The 18,279-nt window shown below is 74.1% G+C and carries 20 protein-coding genes; 8 read left to right on the top strand and 12 right to left on the bottom strand.

The window, feature by feature from the left end; translation table 11 throughout:
• Positions 1-120: 120 nt before the first annotated feature.
• The 3 genes from ACFT41_RS25475 to ACFT41_RS25465 form a co-directional block, all read right to left on the bottom strand.
• Positions 121-1,434, bottom strand: a complete 1,314-nt coding sequence (locus tag ACFT41_RS25475) for a hypothetical protein (protein WP_377587833.1) — start codon at positions 1,432-1,434, stop codon at positions 121-123.
• A gap of 96 nt (positions 1,435-1,530) precedes the next feature.
• Positions 1,531-2,103 carry a TetR/AcrR family transcriptional regulator gene (locus tag ACFT41_RS25470; protein WP_377587834.1) on the bottom strand — a complete coding sequence of 191 codons (573 nt, stop codon included), beginning with the start codon at positions 2,101-2,103 and terminating at the stop codon, positions 1,531-1,533.
• A complete protein-coding gene (locus tag ACFT41_RS25465; RefSeq protein WP_377587835.1) occupies positions 2,096-2,896 on the bottom strand; it encodes an alpha/beta fold hydrolase in 801 nt (266 codons plus the stop codon). Before ACFT41_RS25465 ends, ACFT41_RS25470 begins: the two co-directional genes overlap by 8 nt.
• A gap of 82 nt (positions 2,897-2,978) precedes the next feature.
• On the opposite strand from ACFT41_RS25465, the gene ACFT41_RS25460 reads away from it, so the two are divergent.
• A complete protein-coding gene (locus ACFT41_RS25460) occupies positions 2,979-3,377 on the top strand; it encodes a VOC family protein (RefSeq protein WP_377587855.1) in 399 nt (132 codons plus the stop codon).
• A 21-nt stretch (positions 3,378-3,398) separates the two neighbouring features.
• Here the strand turns inward: ACFT41_RS25460 and ACFT41_RS25455 are convergent, their stop codons facing one another.
• Complete coding sequence (locus tag ACFT41_RS25455) at positions 3,399-4,319, bottom strand: proline dehydrogenase family protein (protein ID WP_377587836.1); 921 nt, start codon at positions 4,317-4,319, stop codon at positions 3,399-3,401.
• Between the two features lie 101 nt (positions 4,320-4,420).
• On the opposite strand from ACFT41_RS25455, the gene ACFT41_RS25450 reads away from it, so the two are divergent.
• From ACFT41_RS25450 to ACFT41_RS25440, 3 genes are read left to right on the top strand one after another with little or no spacing between them, the layout of a single operon-like run.
• Positions 4,421-4,741: a hypothetical protein gene (locus ACFT41_RS25450; protein ID WP_377614011.1), complete on the top strand. Its 321-nt coding sequence runs from the start codon at positions 4,421-4,423 to the stop codon at positions 4,739-4,741.
• A 1-nt stretch (position 4,742) separates the two neighbouring features.
• Positions 4,743-5,909: a glutathionylspermidine synthase family protein gene (locus tag ACFT41_RS25445; protein WP_377587838.1), complete on the top strand. Its 1,167-nt coding sequence runs from the start codon at positions 4,743-4,745 to the stop codon at positions 5,907-5,909.
• A gap of 18 nt (positions 5,910-5,927) precedes the next feature.
• The gene (locus tag ACFT41_RS25440; RefSeq protein ID WP_377587839.1) at positions 5,928-6,500 is read left to right on the top strand and encodes a CGNR zinc finger domain-containing protein; all 573 of its coding nucleotides are present in this window, start codon (positions 5,928-5,930) and stop codon (positions 6,498-6,500) included.
• A gap of 48 nt (positions 6,501-6,548) precedes the next feature.
• Here ACFT41_RS25440 and ACFT41_RS25435 read toward each other — a convergent pair whose 3' ends face one another.
• Both ACFT41_RS25435 and ACFT41_RS25430 read right to left on the bottom strand, forming a co-directional pair.
• Entirely contained in the window at positions 6,549-7,355 is an 807-nt protein-coding gene (locus ACFT41_RS25435) for a sugar phosphate isomerase/epimerase family protein (protein WP_377587840.1), read from the bottom strand.
• Positions 7,356-7,461: 106 nt separating this feature from the next.
• The gene (locus ACFT41_RS25430) at positions 7,462-8,406 is read right to left on the bottom strand and encodes a Ppx/GppA phosphatase family protein (RefSeq protein WP_377587841.1); all 945 of its coding nucleotides are present in this window, start codon (positions 8,404-8,406) and stop codon (positions 7,462-7,464) included.
• 74 nt (positions 8,407-8,480) lie between these two features.
• Between ACFT41_RS25430 and ACFT41_RS25425 the strand changes: the two genes are divergently transcribed.
• Positions 8,481-9,287, top strand: coding sequence for a hypothetical protein (locus ACFT41_RS25425; RefSeq protein ID WP_377587842.1), 807 nt, complete (start codon positions 8,481-8,483; stop codon positions 9,285-9,287).
• A 74-nt stretch (positions 9,288-9,361) separates the two neighbouring features.
• On the opposite strand, the gene ACFT41_RS25420 is transcribed toward ACFT41_RS25425, so the two are convergent.
• From ACFT41_RS25420 to ACFT41_RS25405, 4 genes are read right to left on the bottom strand one after another with little or no spacing between them, the layout of a single operon-like run.
• Positions 9,362-9,754 (bottom strand): universal stress protein, encoded by a 393-nt coding sequence (locus ACFT41_RS25420; RefSeq protein ID WP_377587843.1) that lies wholly within the window; start codon positions 9,752-9,754, stop codon positions 9,362-9,364.
• A complete protein-coding gene (locus ACFT41_RS25415; RefSeq protein ID WP_377587844.1) occupies positions 9,751-11,256 on the bottom strand; it encodes a tripartite tricarboxylate transporter permease in 1,506 nt (501 codons plus the stop codon). Before ACFT41_RS25415 ends, ACFT41_RS25420 begins: the two co-directional genes overlap by 4 nt.
• Positions 11,257-11,907: a tripartite tricarboxylate transporter TctB family protein gene (locus tag ACFT41_RS25410; RefSeq protein WP_377587845.1), complete on the bottom strand. Its 651-nt coding sequence runs from the start codon at positions 11,905-11,907 to the stop codon at positions 11,257-11,259.
• Entirely contained in the window at positions 11,904-12,908 is a 1,005-nt protein-coding gene (locus tag ACFT41_RS25405) for a Bug family tripartite tricarboxylate transporter substrate binding protein (protein WP_377587846.1), read from the bottom strand. The genes ACFT41_RS25410 and ACFT41_RS25405 overlap by 4 nt, the downstream gene beginning before the upstream one ends.
• 105 nt (positions 12,909-13,013) lie before the next feature.
• Between ACFT41_RS25405 and ACFT41_RS25400 the strand changes: the two genes are divergently transcribed.
• Positions 13,014-14,645 (top strand): ATP-binding protein, encoded by a 1,632-nt coding sequence (locus tag ACFT41_RS25400; protein WP_377587847.1) that lies wholly within the window; start codon positions 13,014-13,016, stop codon positions 14,643-14,645.
• Positions 14,642-15,316 carry a response regulator gene (locus ACFT41_RS25395; RefSeq protein WP_377587848.1) on the top strand — a complete coding sequence of 225 codons (675 nt, stop codon included), beginning with the start codon at positions 14,642-14,644 and terminating at the stop codon, positions 15,314-15,316. Before ACFT41_RS25400 ends, ACFT41_RS25395 begins: the two co-directional genes overlap by 4 nt.
• Positions 15,317-15,367: 51 nt before the next feature.
• On the opposite strand, the gene ACFT41_RS25390 is transcribed toward ACFT41_RS25395, so the two are convergent.
• Positions 15,368-16,051 (bottom strand): response regulator, encoded by a 684-nt coding sequence (locus ACFT41_RS25390; RefSeq protein WP_377587849.1) that lies wholly within the window; start codon positions 16,049-16,051, stop codon positions 15,368-15,370.
• 22 nt (positions 16,052-16,073) lie between these two features.
• A complete protein-coding gene (locus ACFT41_RS25385) occupies positions 16,074-17,375 on the bottom strand; it encodes an ATP-binding protein (protein WP_377587850.1) in 1,302 nt (433 codons plus the stop codon).
• A 213-nt stretch (positions 17,376-17,588) separates the two neighbouring features.
• On the opposite strand from ACFT41_RS25385, the gene phoU reads away from it, so the two are divergent.
• Positions 17,589-18,242, top strand: a complete 654-nt coding sequence (phoU, locus tag ACFT41_RS25380; RefSeq protein ID WP_377587851.1) for a phosphate signaling complex protein PhoU — start codon at positions 17,589-17,591, stop codon at positions 18,240-18,242.
• Positions 18,243-18,279 lie beyond the last annotated feature (37 nt).

Below are 18,279 nucleotides of genomic sequence, written 5' to 3'. Positions count from 1 at the left end.
GGACGCGGACCGGGGCTCCGCACTGGGAGCGGGACCAGTGTCGCAGGTGCCCCGCCGAGCCCGAACAGCGGTCGATCATGAACGTCAACCAGCGATGACCCTTCACCCACCACTGCGGAATCAGCCGACCGCCGCCCGGGTGTACGCGACGCACTCGTCGTGCAGGGCCGCCCACGGCTCGCCGAACGCCTCCCCGGAAGCCTCCTCCGGGGTCCGGCGGTCGTGCACCACCGCCTTGAAGAAGGCGAGCACCCGCTGCTCGCCGAACCGGTCGACGAGGTGCCGTACGGCCAGGTAGCCGACGCCGTAGCTGCCGCCGACGCGCCGGGCGGAGGCGTCCTCGGCCGGGGTGAGGTCTTCCAGCCGGCCGGTCCAGCCGCCGCCCGGCGCCAGCAGCTCGCGCACCTCGGCGAGTCCCTCGTACCGGCCGACCGGCGCCCCGCCCGCGCCCGCGTACTCGGCGAGCCCCTCCACCAGCCACCAGGTCTCCCGGCCCGGGTACCCGCGCTCGGGCAGGGACGCGGCGTGCGTCAGCTCGTGCCGGAGCAGGTCGTCGGCGCCGGTGGCGGAGAGCCCGTCGGCGTTGAGCACCACCTCGTGGTGACCGCCGCCGACGGTGACGGCGTACCCGCCGGTCCACTCCGGACGGCCGCCGCCGTACCAGCTCAGCCACTCCGCCTTCCCGGCGTAGAAGACCCGGTACCGGTCGGGCGGAGGGCCGGCGACCGCGTACGCGTCGGCGGTCCGCGCCGCGGCCTCGGCCTGGCGGAGCAGGCCGGGTAGCTTCCCGCGCAGCGCCGGGGTGGTGGCCACGACGGTACGCGGGCCCACCGCGACGATCAGGTCGCTCACCTCCCACGGCCGGGTGCCGGTCTCGGCGGACCGGGACTCCTCCATGGCGACCAGCCGAACCTGCCCGCCGGAGTCCCGCCACCGGGTGCCGACGAGCACGGGGCTCGGCCGGCAGCCGGGCACCACGAGGCAGTACTGGAAGCGGACCACGATCCGCCACTCGTCGGGCCGTCCGGCCACGGTGGTCGGTAGGCCCGTCTGTTCGGGTCGCCACACGGTGACCCGCAGCGCCCGGAGGGCGGCGTACCGGCGGGTCAGGGTGGGGTGGGCGGCCGGCTCGGCGACGGCGAGGAACCCGGCCCGGTCGCCGCCGAGCAGGGCGGCGGCCTGGCGGTCGAGCTGGCCGGAGATCCGCTCGCCGAGCTGCCGGGCGGCCTGGACCGCCGGGTCCTCGGGCACGGTGGGCCCGAGGCGACCGATGGTCGGCCGGCCCGCCGCCTCGTGCAGCACGCCGGCCAGCAGCACCGTCGGCAGGCCGCAGGTGAGCAGCACCAGCACCGCGCCGAGTGCGGCCCACAGCGGCCAGGGCCGACGCCGTCGTGGTTGGTCCCACCGGTGCATGCCGTCCAAGCCGTCGGTCACCCGGCGAAGGGTACGACCTCCGGGGCGGATGGTGCGAGCGCGCCACGGCCCGCCCGGCCGCCACCCCGCACCGGCCGGGGCGGGCCCGCGCGGCGGTCAGCCCTGCCCCGGCCAGGAGCGGAACGCCTCGTCCAGCCCGGCGACGAGCCGGTCGTACGAGCGGTCGAGGTCGCGCGGCAGCCCGAAGCCGCCGGCGGCCTCCAGGGTGACGAAGCCGTGCAGGGCGCTGCGGAGCGTCCGGGTGGCGTCGACGGCGTCGTCGCCGCCCAGGCCGTACCCCCGGAGGATGGCGTAGATCGCGCCGACGGCCCGGTCGCTGGCGGCGACGTGGTCGGGGTCGCGGGCGTCGGGCACCCGTTGTGCGGCGGGGTAGCGCCCGGGGTGCCGGCGGGCGTAGTCGCGGTAGGCCGCGGCGACGGCGCGCAGGGCGTCGCCGCCCGCGCGGCCGGCGGCTGCGGCGGTGAGCGCGGCGGCCAGCTCGGCGGTGGCCAGCGCGGCGAGCTTCTGGGTCAGCGCGTCGGCACCCTTCACGTGCTTGTAGAGGCTGGGCAGGGCGACGCCGAGCCGGCCGGCCAGGGCGGCGAGGGTGAGCTGGTGGAGGCCGACCTCGTCGGCGAGCCGGGCCGCCTCGCGCACGACGACCTGCTGGTTGAGCCCGGCCCTAGGCACCGGCGGTGGCCTTCAGGAAGGCGACGAGCTGGGCGGCGGTCTCGGCCGGCCGGTCGGCGTGCGGGTAGTGGCCGGAGTCGTCGACCATCCGGGCCTCGGCGGTGGCGAAGAGGCGCCGGGCGGCCCGGGCCTCGGCGCCGGGGTCGGGGAAGTCGGGGTCCTTCGTGCCCATCAGCACGAGGACCGGCTGGCGCACCTGGCGGGCCCGCGCGGTCCAGTGCGGCTCGACCGGGGCCGCCACGCCGCGCATCGCCGCCATCCGGCCGGGTTCGCGCAGGTTGGCCACCATCTCCTTCCGGTACGCGGCGTAGTCCGCCGGCCGCCCGCAGGGGAACAGGGTGCGGTGGAACATGCCGAACAGCCGGGGGCTGCGCAGCACCGCCGCCACGGCCAGCCGCACGACCGGGTTCAGCTTCGGCTCGGCGACGAACGCGCCCACCTGGACGATCGCGCCGACCAGGTCGGGGGCGTCGGCGGCGGCGAAGACCACGGCGGCGGCGCTGGACGAGCTGCCGACCAGCGTGGCGGGGCCACCCCCGAGGACGCGGACGACGGCGAGCAGGTCGGCGGCGACCTCCGCCGGGGCGTACGTCGGCCAGCCGGCGCTGGACTGGCCGTGCCCGCGTACGTCGACCGACACCACCCGGTAGCCGGCGTCGACCAGCAGTGGCACCAGGTGCCGGAAGGCCGACCGGTTCTCGCCCATGCCGTGGGAGAGGACCACCAGCGGACCCTCCCCGTGCACCTCGTAGGCGATCCGCCCACCGTCCCGCTCCACATGGCTAATAGTCATAGCCAAAAAGCTAACCTAATTAGCCACACCTGTCAAGCTTGACCTGAAGCCCGCGTGAGGTCGCAGGATCCCCGGCATGGAACTGTCGAAACGAACCCACATCCGCATCGCCCGGCCCAGCCGGAACCTGGCCGCCGCAGAACGCTTCTGGGTCGACGGGCTCGGCCTGCGGGTGCTGTACCGGGGCGCGGCGAACGCGCCGGGCGAGCACGACCTGGTGATGGTCGGCTGGGCGGGCGCGGGCTGGCACCTGGAACTGGTCGGCGGCACGGGGCTCACCGTGGCGCCGAGCCCGACCGGGGAGGACCTGCTCGTGCTCTACGTCGACGGGCCGGTCGACGGTGAACTCGTCGACCGGCTGGAGCGGACCGGCGGGACAAGGGTCTCCGCCGGCCCGTACTGGGACCGCTGGGGGGTGACGTTCGCCGACCCGGACGGCTACCGGCTGGTGCTCAGCACCCGGGCCTGGTCGAACGAATGAGTCACTTCTCCGCCGGGGCCGTCACTTCTTCGACATCAGGGCCCGGCCGAAGAAGGCCAGGTTCGCGGGGCGCTCGGCGAGCCGGCGCATGAGATAGCCGTACCAGTCGGTGCCGTACGGCAGGTAGGTGCGCACGGTGAAGCCGTCGCCGACCAGCCGGGCCTGCTCCTCCGGCCGGATGCCGTAGAGCATCTGGAACTCGAACCGCTCCGGCCCCCGGTCGAACCAGCGCGCCCGGTCCTCGCCGATGGTGATCAGGCGCGGGTCGTGGGTGGCCAGCATCGGGTACCCGTCGCCGGACATCAGGATGTTCAGGCACCGCACGTACGACTTGTCCACCTCGCGGGCGGCCTGGTACGCCACCGACTCCGGCTCCCGGTACGCGCCCTTGCACAGCCGCACCCGGGACCCGGCGTACGCCAGCTCGCGGCAGTCCGATTCGGTCCGCCGCAGGTACGCCTGGAGCACCGCCCCCGTCGCCGGGAAGTCCTTGCGGAGCCGGGCCAGGGTGTCCAGCGTCGAGTCGGTGGTGGTGTGGTCCTCCATGTCCAGGGTGACCGTGGTGCCCGCCTCGTCCGCCGCGACGCAGATCGCCCGCGCGTTGTCGTACGCGAGCCGCTCGTCGAAGCGCTGGCCGAGCGCGGAGAGCTTCACGCTGACCTCGGCGGCCGGGGTGAGCCCGGCGTCGGAGAGCAGCGCCAGCAGCTTCAGGTACTCGTCCCGGGTGGCCGTGGCCTGCTCTGCGGTGACGGTGTCCTCGCCGAGGTTGTCGAGGGTGACCGCGAGGCCCTCGGCGACGAGTTCGCGGGTCGCGCGCAACGCGTCGTCGGTGCCGGCGCCGGCGACGAACCGGCGGACGACGTCCCGGGTGAACGGGGCCGTCGCGACGAGCCGCTCGACCTGGGATGACCGGGAGGCGGCAAGAATGACGGAACGGAGCATGAGCTGAGCGTAACGCCCGAACGCACCGCCTCGCCGGGCGGCAGCCCCGCCAGCCGAGCCCCGGGGCGGGTTACGTGGCGCGGATCAGCTACAACGATGCCGTGGAACAACGCCCCCGACGCCGGCTCCGGTCGGCCACCGTGCAGCTCGGCGCGCTGACCGCCCTCGCGCTCACCCTCTCGGGCTGCAACATGTCCTCCGGCGACGACGATGACGACGACTGCGCGCTCGGGCCGGCGGGCGGCGGGACGACCGTGGCGCTGGCGATGCACGTGCCGGCCGCCGGCACCGACGCCGCCACGGTCAACGCCGCCGCCGTCGACGGCACCGTCGACGGGCGTGCCGACGCCCGGCCGGTCGCCGCCGCAGCCGTCCCGGAGCGCGGCGGCTTCGGCACCCACCTCGCCTCCTGCGGCGGCTGACGTGCGACGCGAGGCGGCCACCCCGCGCCCCGACTGGGACGCCACGGTCCGCTCGCAGGGCCTGGTCTACGTCGACACGGAGCTGCCCGACGGCGGGATCGTGTCGTACTGGGACGAGACCGCCGCGTACGTCCTCGGCCTGGAGGAGGTGCTCCGGCTGGAGGAGGCGACCGCCGAGCTGCACCGGATGTGCGTCGCCGCCGCCGAACACGTGGTGGCCCGGGGCCGCTACGCCGAGTTCGGCATCCCCGGGTGGGCGGCGGAGGCGGTGGCCCGCTCCCTGCGCGAGGGCCCGCCGAGCCTCTACGGCCGCTTCGACCTCTGCTATGACGGCAGCTGGCCGCCGAAGCTGCTGGAATACAACGCCGACACCCCCACCTCGCTGGTCGAGGCGAGCATCGTGCAGTGGTTCTGGCTGGAGGAGACCCGCCCGGCGGCGGACCAGTGGAACAGCCTGCACGAGCGCCTCGTCGCGGGCTGGGCGCGCATCGGCGCGGGCCTGCACGACGACCAGGTGCACGTGGCCTGGTCGAACGAGGAGGAGTCGGGCGAGGACCAGATCACGGCCGGCTACCTGGCCGAGACGGCCCGGCAGGCGGGGCTGACGGCGGAGCTGCTGCCCATCCAGGACATCGGCTGGGACGGCCGGCGCTTCGTCGACGCCACCGACCGGCCGGTCACCACCTGCTTCAAGCTCTACCCCTGGGAGTGGATGCTCGCCGAGCCGTACGGGCCGCTGGCGCTGGAGCCGGGCACCCCGACCACCTGGATCGAGCCGGCCTGGAAGCTGCTGCTGTCCAACAAGGCGCTGCTCGCCGTGCTGTGGGAACTGCACCCCGGGCACGAGTACCTGCTCCCCGCGTACCTCGACTCGCCACGGGGCATGACCGGGTACGTGGCGAAGCCGCTGCTCGGCCGGGAGGGCGGGTCGGTGCGGATCGTCACGCCCGCCGGCGAGGTCAGCAACCCCGGCGACTACGGCGACGAGGGCTACTGCTACCAGGAGTTCCGGGCCCTGCCGAGCTTCGACGGCAACCACGTGGTGCTGGGCAGCTGGATCGTCGACGGCGAGCCGGCCGGCGCGGGCCTGCGGGAGAGCGCCAGCCTCATCACCGACAACTACGCCCGGTTCCTGCCGCACTACATCGACACGCCACGACTCCCGTGAGTCGTCTACCGTTGTGGAGTGAACTTCGACGCGTACGCCCGGACCGGGGTTGACCTCGTCAACGCCCGGCTGGACGACCTCGACGACCTGCGGTCCCTCTTTCCCGACGAGCACGCGTGGATGCGTGACGAGGTCGCGGACCGGGACCTGGCGATCTTCCGGCGGGCGCAGAAGCGCCTGCGCGACATCTTCGACTACGGCACCTCCGGGCGCGACGCCCAGGCGGTGGCCGAGCTGAACGCGCTGCTGGAGGCGTACCCGGTGCAGCCGCGCATCTCCGGCCACGACTCCAGCGACTGGCACATGCACGTCACCAGCCGGGGCGCGTCGGTGAGCGCGGAATACCTGGCCGGCGCGGCGTGGGGCCTGTCGGTGTGGCTCTGCCGGTACGGCAGCGCCCGGTTCGGGGTCTGCGCCGACGAGCGGTGCGGCAACGTCTACCTGGACACCTCGTCGAACTGCTGCCGGCGGTTCTGCTCGGAGCGCTGCGCCACCCGGTCGCACGTGGCCGCGCACCGGGCCCGCAAGCGGGCGGCGATCGGCGAGCAGCAGGTCTCCGCCCCGGCCGACGCGCTGGCCCCGGTGAGCTGACCGGGCCGGGTCGGCCCGGGCACCGAGCCGGCCGGGCAGGGGCGCGGCTCAGGCGTCGACGGGGGACGACGCGGTCAGGTTGGCGCGGGCGAACTCCAGGGCCTCGCGCAGGTCGGCCTCGCGCACGGCGCGGCTCTTCGCGCCCCGCGTGGTGACCTCCACGGCCACCGAGCCGGTGAAGCCGCGCCCGGCCAGCGAGCGGAGCAGCTCGCCACAGGGCTGGCCGCCGCGCCCCGGCACCAGGTGTTCGTCGCGTCCCTCGCCGGTGCCGTCGCCGAGGTGCACGTGGGCGAGGCCCGGCCCCATCCGGTCGGCCATGGCCAGGGCGTCGGTGTGCGAGGCGGCGCAGTGCGACAGGTCGAGGGTGTACGACGGGTAGCCGGTCTCGGTCGGGTCCCACCCGGGGACGTACGGGACGAACTGCCGGCCGGCCATCCGCACCGGGTACATGTTCTCCACCGCGAGGCGCAGCCCGGCGAACCGACCGGCGACCTCGTCCAGCCCGTCGGCGAAGGTGCGGGCGTAGTCGCGCTGCCAGGTGAACGGCGGGTGCACCACGACGGTGGGCGCCTCCAGGGTCTCCGCCAGCTCGGCGGCGCGGCGGAGCCGCTCCCACGGGTCGGGGCTCCACACCCGCTGGGTGACCAGCAGGCAGGGGGCGTGAACGGAGAGCACCGGCACGCCGTAGTGCTCGGCGAGGCCGCGCAGCGCGCCGGCGTCCTGGCTGACGGCGTCGGTCCAGACCATCACCTCGACGCCGTCGTACCCGAGTGCCGCAGCCAGCTGGAACGCCGCCGCGGTCCGCTCAGGGAACACCGAGGACGTGGACAGGAGCACCGGGACGCGGGAAGTCACAGCTGCCAGCGTAGCCCGGTCCACGTTGCGACATCGTGACGAGTAATCGCAAATCGCCCGAAGCGCCGCATCGGGTCACCGGGCGTGACGGGTGGTCATCCCCGGTTCACCTCTCGGTGAGCCGGTCGAGCTGGCGCAGGATGACCCCCTCCCGCAGCGCCCACGGGCAGATGTCCAGCGCGGGCACGTCGAGCCGGCGCATCACCGCCTCGGCCACCACCGCGCCGGCCAGCAGCTGGTGCGCCCGGTCGACGCTCACGCCCTCCAGCTCGCTCAGGTGGCGCGGCGGGATGTGCCGGACGAAGCCGAGCACCTGCCGCAGGCCGTCCCGGGTCAGGCTGCGCCGGGCCCACAGCCCGGCACCGGAGGGTGCCGCCCCGGCCAGCCGGGCCAGGGTGCGGAACGTCTTCGAGGTGGCCACCGGGCGTTCCCAGGCCACCTCGGCCATCTTCTCCACCACCGGGTCGAGCAGCCCGTCGACGTACTCCCGCAGTTCCGCCACGGCCCCGGCCGGCGGCGGCTCCGCGCCGTCCGGGTCGATGCGCAGCCGGTCCCGGGTCAGCCGGCCCGCGCCGAGCGGCAGGGAGACCGCCACCTCCGGGTCCTCGTCGATGCCGGCGGCGACCTCCAGCGAGCCGCCGCCGATGTCCAGCGCGAGCAGGCGGCCCGCCGACCAGCCGAACCACCGCCGGACCGCGAGGAACGTCATCCGCGCCTCGTCCGCGCCGGAGAGCACCTCCAGCCGTACGCCGGTGGCGTCGCGCACCCTCGCCAGCACCTCGGCCGCGTTGGTGGCGTCGCGCACCGCGGAGGTGGCGAAGGCCAGCAGGTCCCCGCTGCCCAGCCGGGTCGCGGCGGCACGGGCGGCGCCGACCGCCTTGACCAACCCGTTGGCACCGGCCTCGGTGAGCGCCCCGTCCGGGCCGATCTGCTCGGCGAGCCGGAGCGCCACCTTTTCCGAGTGCGCCGGCCAGGGGTGCGCACCGTGGTGGGCGTCGACCACCAGCAGGTGCACCGTGTTGGAACCGACGTCGAGCACTCCCAGTCGCATGCCGAAGACCTTAGGGCCTGGCCGGATCGGTGGCTCGCCGGTGCGCACGGGACACCGGGCGTACGCTGGTCCGGGTGACGAGCCAGATCGAGATCCAGGTCCTGGTGGACGACCCCGACGACCCGCGCAGCCGCGAGGTGGGGCTGGACTTCCCCCGGGAGTGGATCGAGTTCGTCGACCCGGCCGACGCCACGCACGTGATCCGCGCCGACCTGACCTGGCTGCTGTCCCGCTGGACGTGCGTGTTCGGCCAGGGCTGCCACGGCATCGTGGCCGGTCGGGCCGCCGACGGTTGCTGCTCGCACGGCGCGTTCTTCACCGACGCCGACGACGAGAAGCGGGTCCGGGCGGCGGTCAAGCGGCTCACCCCGGACAACTGGCAGCACTTCCGGCGCGGGTTCAAGAACTGGACCGAGAGCGACACGGTCGACGGCAGGACGCCGGCCCGGCGCACCGCCACCCGCGCCGTCGACGCCCCGTGCGTGTTCCTCAACGACGCCGACTTTCCCGGCGGGGGCGGCTGCGCGCTGCACGCCCAGGCCCTACGCGACGGGGTGCACCCGCTGGAATACAAGCCGGACGTCTGCTGGCAGCTGCCGATCCGCCGGGACCAGGAGTGGCACAAGCGGCCGGACGACACGAAGGTGCTGGTCTCCACGCTGGCCGAGTTCGACCGGCGGGGCTGGGGCGCGGGCGGGCACGACCTCGACTGGTGGTGCACCTCGTCGACGGACGCCCACGTCGGGGCCGAGCCGATGTACGTCTCGTACGGCCCGGAGCTGACCGCGCTGGTCGGCGCGGCGGCGTACGCGAGGCTCGCGGAGCTGTGCGCGGCCCGGCTGCGGCAGGGCCAGGTGGCCCCCCACCCGGCCGGCAGGTAAGGAGGGGCCCCCGCTAACGCTTTCTGTATAGGAAGGGCCCCTTCCTGACACCGGCAGCCCGCGCCGCAGCCCGCTCAACCCGCCTTGACGGCCAGCACCGGGCAGGGGACCCGGAGCAGGATCTCCTGCGCCGTCGACCCCATGATCAGCTTGCCGACGGGGGTGCGGTGCCGCACGCCGATCACCACCAGCGACACGTCCTCCGCCTCGACGATGTCGACGATCTCCTCGGCGGCGTCGCGGCCCCGCACGAGCTGCCGCACCGTGTGCGGCACCCCGGCCGCGGTCAGCTCGCGGGACACCCGGTCCAGGTCGGGCTCCGGGGCCAGGCGCGGGTCCACGTACGCGTCGCCGCGCGAGGTGTTCACCACCAGCACCGGCTCGGCGCGGAACCGGGCCTGCTCCACGGCCGCCGTCAGGGCCGCCTCGCCCAGCGCCGAGGGCACGTATCCCACCAGCACGGTCATCGGGTCACCAACCTTCCCCGCAGGGGACGTACGACGAAGCGGCCGAGCAGCGGCCAGAGCAGCACCACGGCGATCGCCGCGTAGATCGACCAGGACACCCAGCCGCCGAGCAGGCCGTGCAGCTCGCCACCGGACAGTTGCAGCGCCCGCCGGCCCTGGAGCTCGGCGCGCGGGCCGAGGATCACGCCGACGATCAGCGGCAGGATCGGCAGCCCGAACCGCCGCATGCCGAACCCGAGCAGCCCCAGCGCGAGGAGCAGGAACAGGTCGAACGGCGCGGCGTTGACCGCGTACGCGCCCATCGAGGCGAAGAACAGGATGCCGGCGTAGAGGTACGGGCGGGGGATCCGCAGCAGGCGCGCCCAGGCCGGTGCGAGCGGCAGGTTGAGCACGAGCAGCAGCAGGTTGCCCACGAACAGGCTGGCGATCAGCGTCCAGACCAGGCCGGACTCCCGCTCGAACAGCAGCGGGCCGGGCTGGATGCCGTACTGCTGGAAGGCGGCCAGCATCACCGCGGCCGTGGCGTTGGTGGGCAGGCCGATGGCCAGCATCGGCACGAGCGTGCCGGCGGCGGAGGCGTTGTTGGCGGCCTCCGGGCCGGCGACACCCTCGATCGCGCCCCGGCCGAACCCCTCCGGATGCTTCGTGAGCTTCTTCTCCGTGGCGTACGACAGGAAGGTGGGGATCTCCGCCCCGCCCGCCGGCAGCGCCCCGAACGGGAACCCGTACGCGGTGCCGCGCAGCCACGGCTTCCACGACCGCCGCCAGTCCTCGCGGCCCATCCACGGCCGACCCACCGGGATCACCTCGGCGGCCCGGCGGCGCAGGTGCGCGGCGATCCAGAGGGCCTCGCCGACGGCGAAGATGCCGACGGCCACCACGACCACGTCGATGCCGTCGGCGAGCTGCGGCACGCCGAGGGTGAGCCGCTGCTGGCCGCTGACCGTGTCGATGCCGACCATGCCGATGACCAGGCCGAGCAGCAGCGACGCGAGGCCGCGCACCCGGGACGCCCCGAGCACGGCGGTGACCGCCACGAACGACAGCAGCATCAGCGCGAAGTAGTCCGGCGCGCCGAGGCCGACCGCGAACGCGACGACCGGCGGGGTGACCACGACCAGCAGCAGGGTGGCGATGGTGCCGGCGACGAACGAACCGATCGCGGCGGTGGCGAGGGCCTGCGCGGCCCGGCCCGCCTTCGCCATCTTGTTGCCCTCGATGGCGGTCACCACCGACGACGACTCGCCGGGGGTGTTGAGCAGGATCGAGGTGGTGGAGCCGCCGTACATGCCGCCGTAGAAGATGCCGGCGAACATGATGAACGCCTGGGTGGGCTCCATCCCGTACGTGACGGGCAGCAGCAGCGCCACGGTCATGGCCGGGCCGATGCCGGGCAGCACGCCGACGGCGGTGCCGATGGTCACGCCGAGCAGCGCGATCAGCAGGTTCGTCGGGGTCACCACGTTGGCGAACCCGTCGAGCAGGTTGCTCAGGTTGTCCATCTACAGGATCCCTTGCAGCACGCCGGCGGGCAGGCTGACGCCGAGCCCGATGGCGAACGTGTAGAAGGTGACCAGCGACAGCGCGACGGCGATCAGCAGGTTCCGCACGTGGTGCCGGTTGCCCAGCGCGAACGCCGAGCCCCAGAACAGCAGCGTCCCGCTGATCACCCAGCCGAGCCGGTCGATCAGCACGGCGTTGACCAGAAATGCGCCGATCAGCAGCAGGACGGTCCGCCAGTCGATCGGGGTGGCCAGGTCGACGTCCTCGCCGGCCTCCGGCTCGCCCCGGCCGCCCCGGGCCACGTCGACGGCGTAGACCGCCGCGACGACCAGCAGCAGCGCGCCGAGCAGGATCGGCACGGGCTTCGGGCCGACCGGGTCGGCGGGGCTGATCGCGTGCCCGGTGCGCAGGGCGTCCGCGACGACCAGGCCGCCGACGAGCGCGAGGAAGGCGCAGACCCCGTACTGGGCCCGGTCGCCGCCCCGGGCCGCCGCCCGCCCGCCGGGGTCGGGGACGCCGTCCGGGCCCGGCGCGGGCCGGGTGGGCCCGCCCGGCCGCGGGGCGTCGCCGGCCCCGGGCCGGTCCGGTTCCCGCTCGGGGTACGTGGGCGGCGCGCCGCCGGAGTCCGGTCGGGTCGCCGGGCCGGTCATGCCAGCCCGAGCTGCTTGAGCAGGTCGGCCACCGACGTGTCCTGCTCGGTGAGGAAGGTGGCGAAGGCGTCGCCGGTGACGAAGGCGTCGGTCCAGCCGCGCTTGGTCAGCTCGGCCTTCCACTGCGCGGACTCGTGCATCCTGGTCAGCGCGTCGATCCACACCTGCTTGTCGGCGGCGGAGATGCCGGGCGGCGCCACGATGCCCCGCCAGTTCGTGAACACCAGGTCGATGCCGGACGCCTTGAGCGTCGGCACGTCCTTCAGCGCCTCGATGGGCGCCTCGCTGGTGACCGCGAGGACCCGGAGCTGGCCGGCCTCGACCTGGTCGAGGAACTCGCCGAAGCCGCTGGCGCCGAAGGCCACCTTGCCGCCGAGCAGGGCCGGCAGCAGCTCGCCGCCGCCGTCGTACGAGATGTAGTTGACCTGGCGGGGGTCGATGCCGACCGCCTTCGCGAGCTGCATGGGCAGCAGGTGGTCGGGGCCGCCGGGCGACGAGCCGCCGCCGACGGCGAGGCCCTTCGGGTTGGCCTTCCAGGCCGCGACCAGGTCGCCGATCGTCCGGTACGGCGAGTCCTTCGGCACGACGATCGCGCCGGCCTCCTCGATCAGCTTGGCCAGCGGGGTGGTCTGGGTGAGCGTCGCCTGCGACTTCGAGGTGTACGAGGCACCGACCACGCCCAGCCCCATCTGCATGGCGAGCTTGCCGTTGCCCTTCTCGTTCACGGTGCGCTGGAGACCGACGGTGCCGCCCGCGCCAGGCAGGTTGAACACCTGCACCCCGGTGGCGATCTTGGCGTCCTCCATCACCTTCGCGGCGGTGCGGGCGGTGGTGTCGTACCCGCCGCCGGGGGTGTTCGGCACCATGAGCCGCAGGCCGGTGGCCGGCCCGTCGGCACCGGAGCCGCCCTCGCCCTTGTCGGCGGTGGCGCCGCAGGCGCCCAGCGCCAGCGCCGTGACGGCGGCGACGCCCATGACCAGCATGTCTCTCCGAGTTGCCATCATGTTTCTCTTCCGTTTCGAAGGAGTCCGGCGGCAAGATGATGGCTTCCGGACGGCCGCGCCGTCTCCCTTCTGTCACCAGCGGAGATTGAGGTCTTTGTGGTCGTGGTCACGCCCCGCCGCACCCTGGCCGGGCAGTTGCTGGTCCTCCAGCTCGCGATCGTCGTCGTCGTGCTGGTGGCGGTGGCCGCCGTGTCGCTGGCCCAGTCGGCGGCGACCTTCAACCGGGTCGAGGGGCGGCGGGTCGCGGCCCTCGGCGAGCAGCTCGCCGGCAACCCGCTGCTGCGCGACCGGCTGAACACGCCGGCGCCGGCGGAGCTGGTCGCGCCGCTGGTGCAGAACGCGCGTACCCAGTCCGGGGTGACCTCGGTGACCGTCGCGGACGCCCGGGGCCGGGTGGTCGCCTCCACCGACCCGACCCTGGTGGGCACCCCGCTGGTGCTCGGCGACCCCCGGGTGGCGCAGGGGCGGAGCTGGTCGGGCGAGCTGACGGTCGGCGGGTCCCGGGAGTTGGTGGCCCAGGTGCCGGTGCTCGGCGCCGGTGCGGAGGATCTCGGCGACCAGCTCGGCGTGGTGGTGATCGGGGAGGCGGCGCCGACCTGGTCGCAGCGGCTGGTCGGCGCGTCGTCGTACCTGTTCACCTATCTCGGCATCGCCAGCCTGCTCGGGGTGGTCGGGTCGTGGTTGCTGGCCCGACGGATCAAGCGGCAGACCCTGGGCCTGGAGCCCCGGGAGATCGCCGGGCTGGCGGAGCACCGGGAGGCGCTGCTGCACGGCATCGCCGAGGGGGTGATCGCCCTGGACCCGCAGCAGCGGGTCACCCTGGTCAACGCGGTCGGCCGCCGGCTGCTCGACCTGCCCGAGCAGTGCCTCGGCCGCAGCCTCGCCGACCTGCGGATCTCCGGCCGGCTGCGGGACGTGCTGGCCGGCACCGGCGGCCCGGAGGCCCGCGACGAGGTGGTCGTCCGGGGCGGCCGGGTGCTGGTGATGAACCGGATGACGGTGGCCAAGGACGGTCGCCGGCTCGGCTCGGTCACCACCCTGCGGGACCGCACCGAACTGGCCCGGCTGGAGCGGGAGGTCGGGTCGTTCCGCAGCACCACCGAGCTGCTGCGGGCGCAGACCCACGAGTTCGCCAACCAGTTGCACACCATCTCCGGGCTGATCCAGATCGGCGAGCACGACGAGGTGGTCCGGTACGTCGACGCGCTGAGCCGGCACCGTGCCTCGCTGGACCTGACGGTGACCAGCCGGATCCACGACACGGCGGTGGCGGCGCTGCTGATGGCCAAGTCGGCGCTGGCCGCCGAGCGGCGGGTGGAGCTGCGGGTCTCCGACCGGACCGGCCTGGACCGGCTGGAGCCGGAGCTGGCCGTGGACGTCGCCACGGTGCTGGGCAACCTGGTCGACAACGCGGTGGAGGCGGTCGCGGACGGGACGGCGCGGGACGGTGAGCGACCGGCCTGGGTGGAGGTCGAGCTGCGCCGGGACGCCGCGTCGGTCGAGATCGTCGTCCGGGACTCCGGGCCGGGGATCGCGCCGGAGCTCGCCCGGGAGGTCTTCACGCACGGCTTCACCACCAAGGCCGCGCGGGAGGGGGAACGCGGCATCGGGCTGGCGCTCACCCGCCTGGTGTGCAAGCGTCGCGGCGGCGAGGTCGCGGTGACGAACACCGCGGAGGGGGCCATGTTCACCGCCCGGATGTCGGTGACCGCCGTCGCGGAGGGGGTCCGATGATCGACGTGCTGATCGTGGACGACGACTTCATGGTCGCCCGGATCCACCGGGGGTTCGTCGAGCGCGTCGACGGCTTCCGGGTCGTCGGCACCGCGAGCACCGGGGAGCAGGCCGTCGCCGCCGTCGACGAGTTCCGCCCCGACCTGGTGCTGCTCGACCTCTATCTGCCGGACATGTTCGGCCTGGACGTGGTCACCCGGCTGCGCGCCGCCCGGCACGACTGCGACGTCCTGGTGATCAGCGCCGCCCGGGAGGCCGAGGCGGTCCGCCGCGCCGTCCGCTACGGCGCGGTCAACTACCTGCTCAAGCCGTTCCACTTCGACGAGCTGCGGACCCGGCTGGAGCAGTACGCGGCCCGACGCAACTCGCCCCGGGCGGCCGTGGTCAGCGACCAGGCCGACGTCGACCGGGTGCTGTCGCGGGCCGGCGCGCACATCCCCACCTCGGCGCTGCCCCGGGGCCTCAGCCCCGAGACGGCCGAGCTGGTCGAGCGCGCCCTGCGCGAGCACCCGGGCACGCTCTCGGCCGCCGAGTGCGCCGACCGGGTGGGCATCTCCCGGGTCAGCGCCCGCCGCTACCTGGAGCACTTCTCCGACACCGGCCGGGCGGAGGTGAGCCTGCGGTACGGGGTCGCCGGCCGGCCGGAGCGCCGCTACCGCTGGGCGGGGTGATCCGCCCGGCACTCTTCCGGCTGGTCCCGGCGCGGGCCGTGCCCGGGCCGGTCACGGCTCGAACTTGTAGCCCAGGCCCCGGACGGTGACGATGAAACGTGGCGCGGACGGCTCCGGTTCGATCTTCGAGCGCAGCCGCTTGACGTGCACGTCGAGGGTCTTCGTGTCGCCGACGTAGTCGGCGCCCCAGACCCGGTCGATGAGCTGGCCCCGGGTCAGCACCCGGCCGGCGTTGCGCAGCAGCAGCTCCAGCAGCTCGAACTCCTTGAGCGGGAGCTGGACGGTGCCCCCGTCCACGGTGACCACGTGCCGCTCGATGTCCATCCGCACCGGGCCGGCCGTCAGGGTCGGGGCTCCCGACTCGGCGACTTCGGGGGTCTGCCGGCGCAGCACCGCCCGGATCCGGGCCACCAGCTCCCGGGGCGAGTAGGGCTTCGTCACGTAGTCGTCGGCCCCGATCTCCAGGCCGACCACCTTGTCGATCTCGCTGTCCCGCGCGGTGACCATGATGATCGGCACGTGCGAGCGCTGGCGGAGCTGCCGGCACACCTCGGTGCCGGACATCTCGGGCAGCATGAGGTCGAGCAGCACGATGTCCGCGCCCGTCCGGTCGAACTCGGTGAGGGCGGACGGGCCGGTGGCCGCGACCGAGACCTCGAAGCCCTCCTTGCGAAGCATGTACGACAGGGCGTCGGAGAACGACTCCTCGTCCTCGACCACCAGAACGCGGCTCAACGGGGTATTCCTTTCATAGCGGTCAGACCTGCCGGAGCTCGGCCGGGCCGGCCTCGATCCCACCGGATGGCGGTGTCGGCAGCAGGTCGTCCGATGGACGGGCGGGCAGCCGGAGGGTGAACGTCGACCCACCACCAAGGGTGCTCGACACCTCGACCCGGCCGCCATGGTTGCTGACGATGTGTTTGACGATGGCCAGGCCGAGACCGGTGCCGCCGGTGGACCGGGAGCGGGCCTGGTCGGCCCGGTAGAACCGTTCGAAGATCCGCTCGACGTCCGTCGGCGCGATCCCGATCCCCTGGTCGGCGACGGAGATCGCGACGTGCTCGCCGTCGGCCCGGGTGGTGACCCGGACCGTGGTGTCCTCGCCGGAGTAGTTGATGGCGTTCTCGACCAGGTTCGCCACGGCGGTGGCGAGCTGGGCGTCGCTGCCGTACACGGTCAGGTTGCGCTCGCCCTCGGTGGCCACCTCGACCCGTCGGGCGGCGGCGGTGGTGCGGGTGCGGTCGACGACCTCGGCGACCACCCAGTCCACGGCGACCGGTTCCGGGGCGGGCTGCGGCTCGGCGCCCTGGAGCCGGGTCAGCTCCAGCAGCTCCTGCACCAGCCGCCCCAGCCGGGTCGACTCGTGCTGGATGCGCTCGGCGAACCGGCGCGCGGCGACCAGGTCCTCGGAGAGGTCGGGGGCCGCCGCGCCGGCCGGCTCGGTGGCGTCCAGCAGCGCCTCGGCGAGCAGTTGCAGGGCGCCGATGGGCGTCTTCAGCTCGTGGCTGACGTTGGCCACGAAGTCCCGGCGGACCCGGGCCAGCCGGTGCGACTCGGTGACGTCGGCCGCCTCCACGGCCACGTGCCCGCCGCCGATGGCCATCGCGCGCAGGTGCACGCCGAGGGGGTCGGGGCCGGAGGCGTCGCGGCCACGCGGCAGGTCCAGCTCGATCTCGCGCCGCACGCCGGTGCGCCGGACCTGACCCGCGAGGGTACGGATCAACGGGTGCGCGGCGATCGAGCCGGGCGTGGCACCCGTGCGTAGCAGCCCCATCGCGCGGGCTGCCGGGTTGACCAGTACCGGCACGTCGTCGGGGTCGAGCACCACGACGCCGGCCCGCAGCGAGTCCACCGTGCGGCGGCCCAGGCTGGAGAGGCCGGTCTGTTGATCGTCGACCATCACGGGCCTCCCCCTGGTCCGGAACAGGCGGGCGGGACCGCCGCTCCCGGCGGCCGGGCCGCGGCGGCGCCACGACCGTACGAGCCGGGGCAGCAGCGAACCGATGGCCAACCCGGCCACCAGTGCCACGACCACCGCCGTCGTCACCGCCCACTCCACCAGGCGATCGTAGGGTCATTGTTCATCTGAACATCGCCACAAACGGGATGAAACGCTCTCGCTTCCGGCGATGTTCACTCGTCGGTCCCGCGTCGTTCACCGGCGTTCACCTCCGGTCATCTCCCCCGGCCTACGGTTGTCGCGCACCCTGCCAGACCCGCGCCGACGCCCGTACCCCCTCGGGCCGGCGACCACCGACCACAGGACGTGATGATGCGCGACGAGTTCCGGGCCGACCTCCAGATTGTCAGCCAGCTGCTGGTGGACATGGCCGAGGCCATCCGCGCGGCCATGCGCCAGGCCACCCGAGCCCTGCTCACCGCCGACCGCCAGGCCGCCGAGAACGTGATCGCGCGGGACGCCGAGATCGACGAGCTCTACCGGCACGTCGAGGAGCGGGTCTGCGACCTGCTGGCCCGGCAGGCCCCCGTCGCCTCCGACCTGCGGGCCATGATCACCGCCCTGCACGTGGCCGCCGACCTGGAGCGGATGGGTGACCTGGCCGACCACGTGGCGAAGACCGCGCTGCGCCGGCACCCCTCGCCGGCCGTACCGGCGGAGCTGCGACCGATCTTCGTCGACATGGCGTCGATCGCCGACCGGATGGCCGAGAAGATCGGCTCGGTGCTGGCCAAGCCCGACGCCGACCTCGCCGCCGAGCTGGACCGCGACGACGACGCCATGGACGACCTGCACAAGAGCCTCTTCGGGGTGCTGCTCGGCGACGACTGGCCGTACGGGGTGGAGACGGCGATCGACGCCACCCTGCTCGGCCGCTTCTACGAGCGGTTCGCCGATCACGCGGTCAACGCCGGCGAGCACGTCGTCTACCTGATCACCGGGGAGCCGGCCGCCTCGGCCGAGTGAGCGTCCCCCGGACGCTCGCGTCAGGAAGGGCCCCTTG

The organism is Micromonospora sp. NPDC057141 (assembly GCF_042670805.1).
Lineage (GTDB): Bacteria > Actinomycetota > Actinomycetes > Mycobacteriales > Micromonosporaceae > Micromonospora.
Note: the sequence above shows the minus strand (reverse complement) of the source record. Positions and strands in the feature narration are given on the sequence as shown.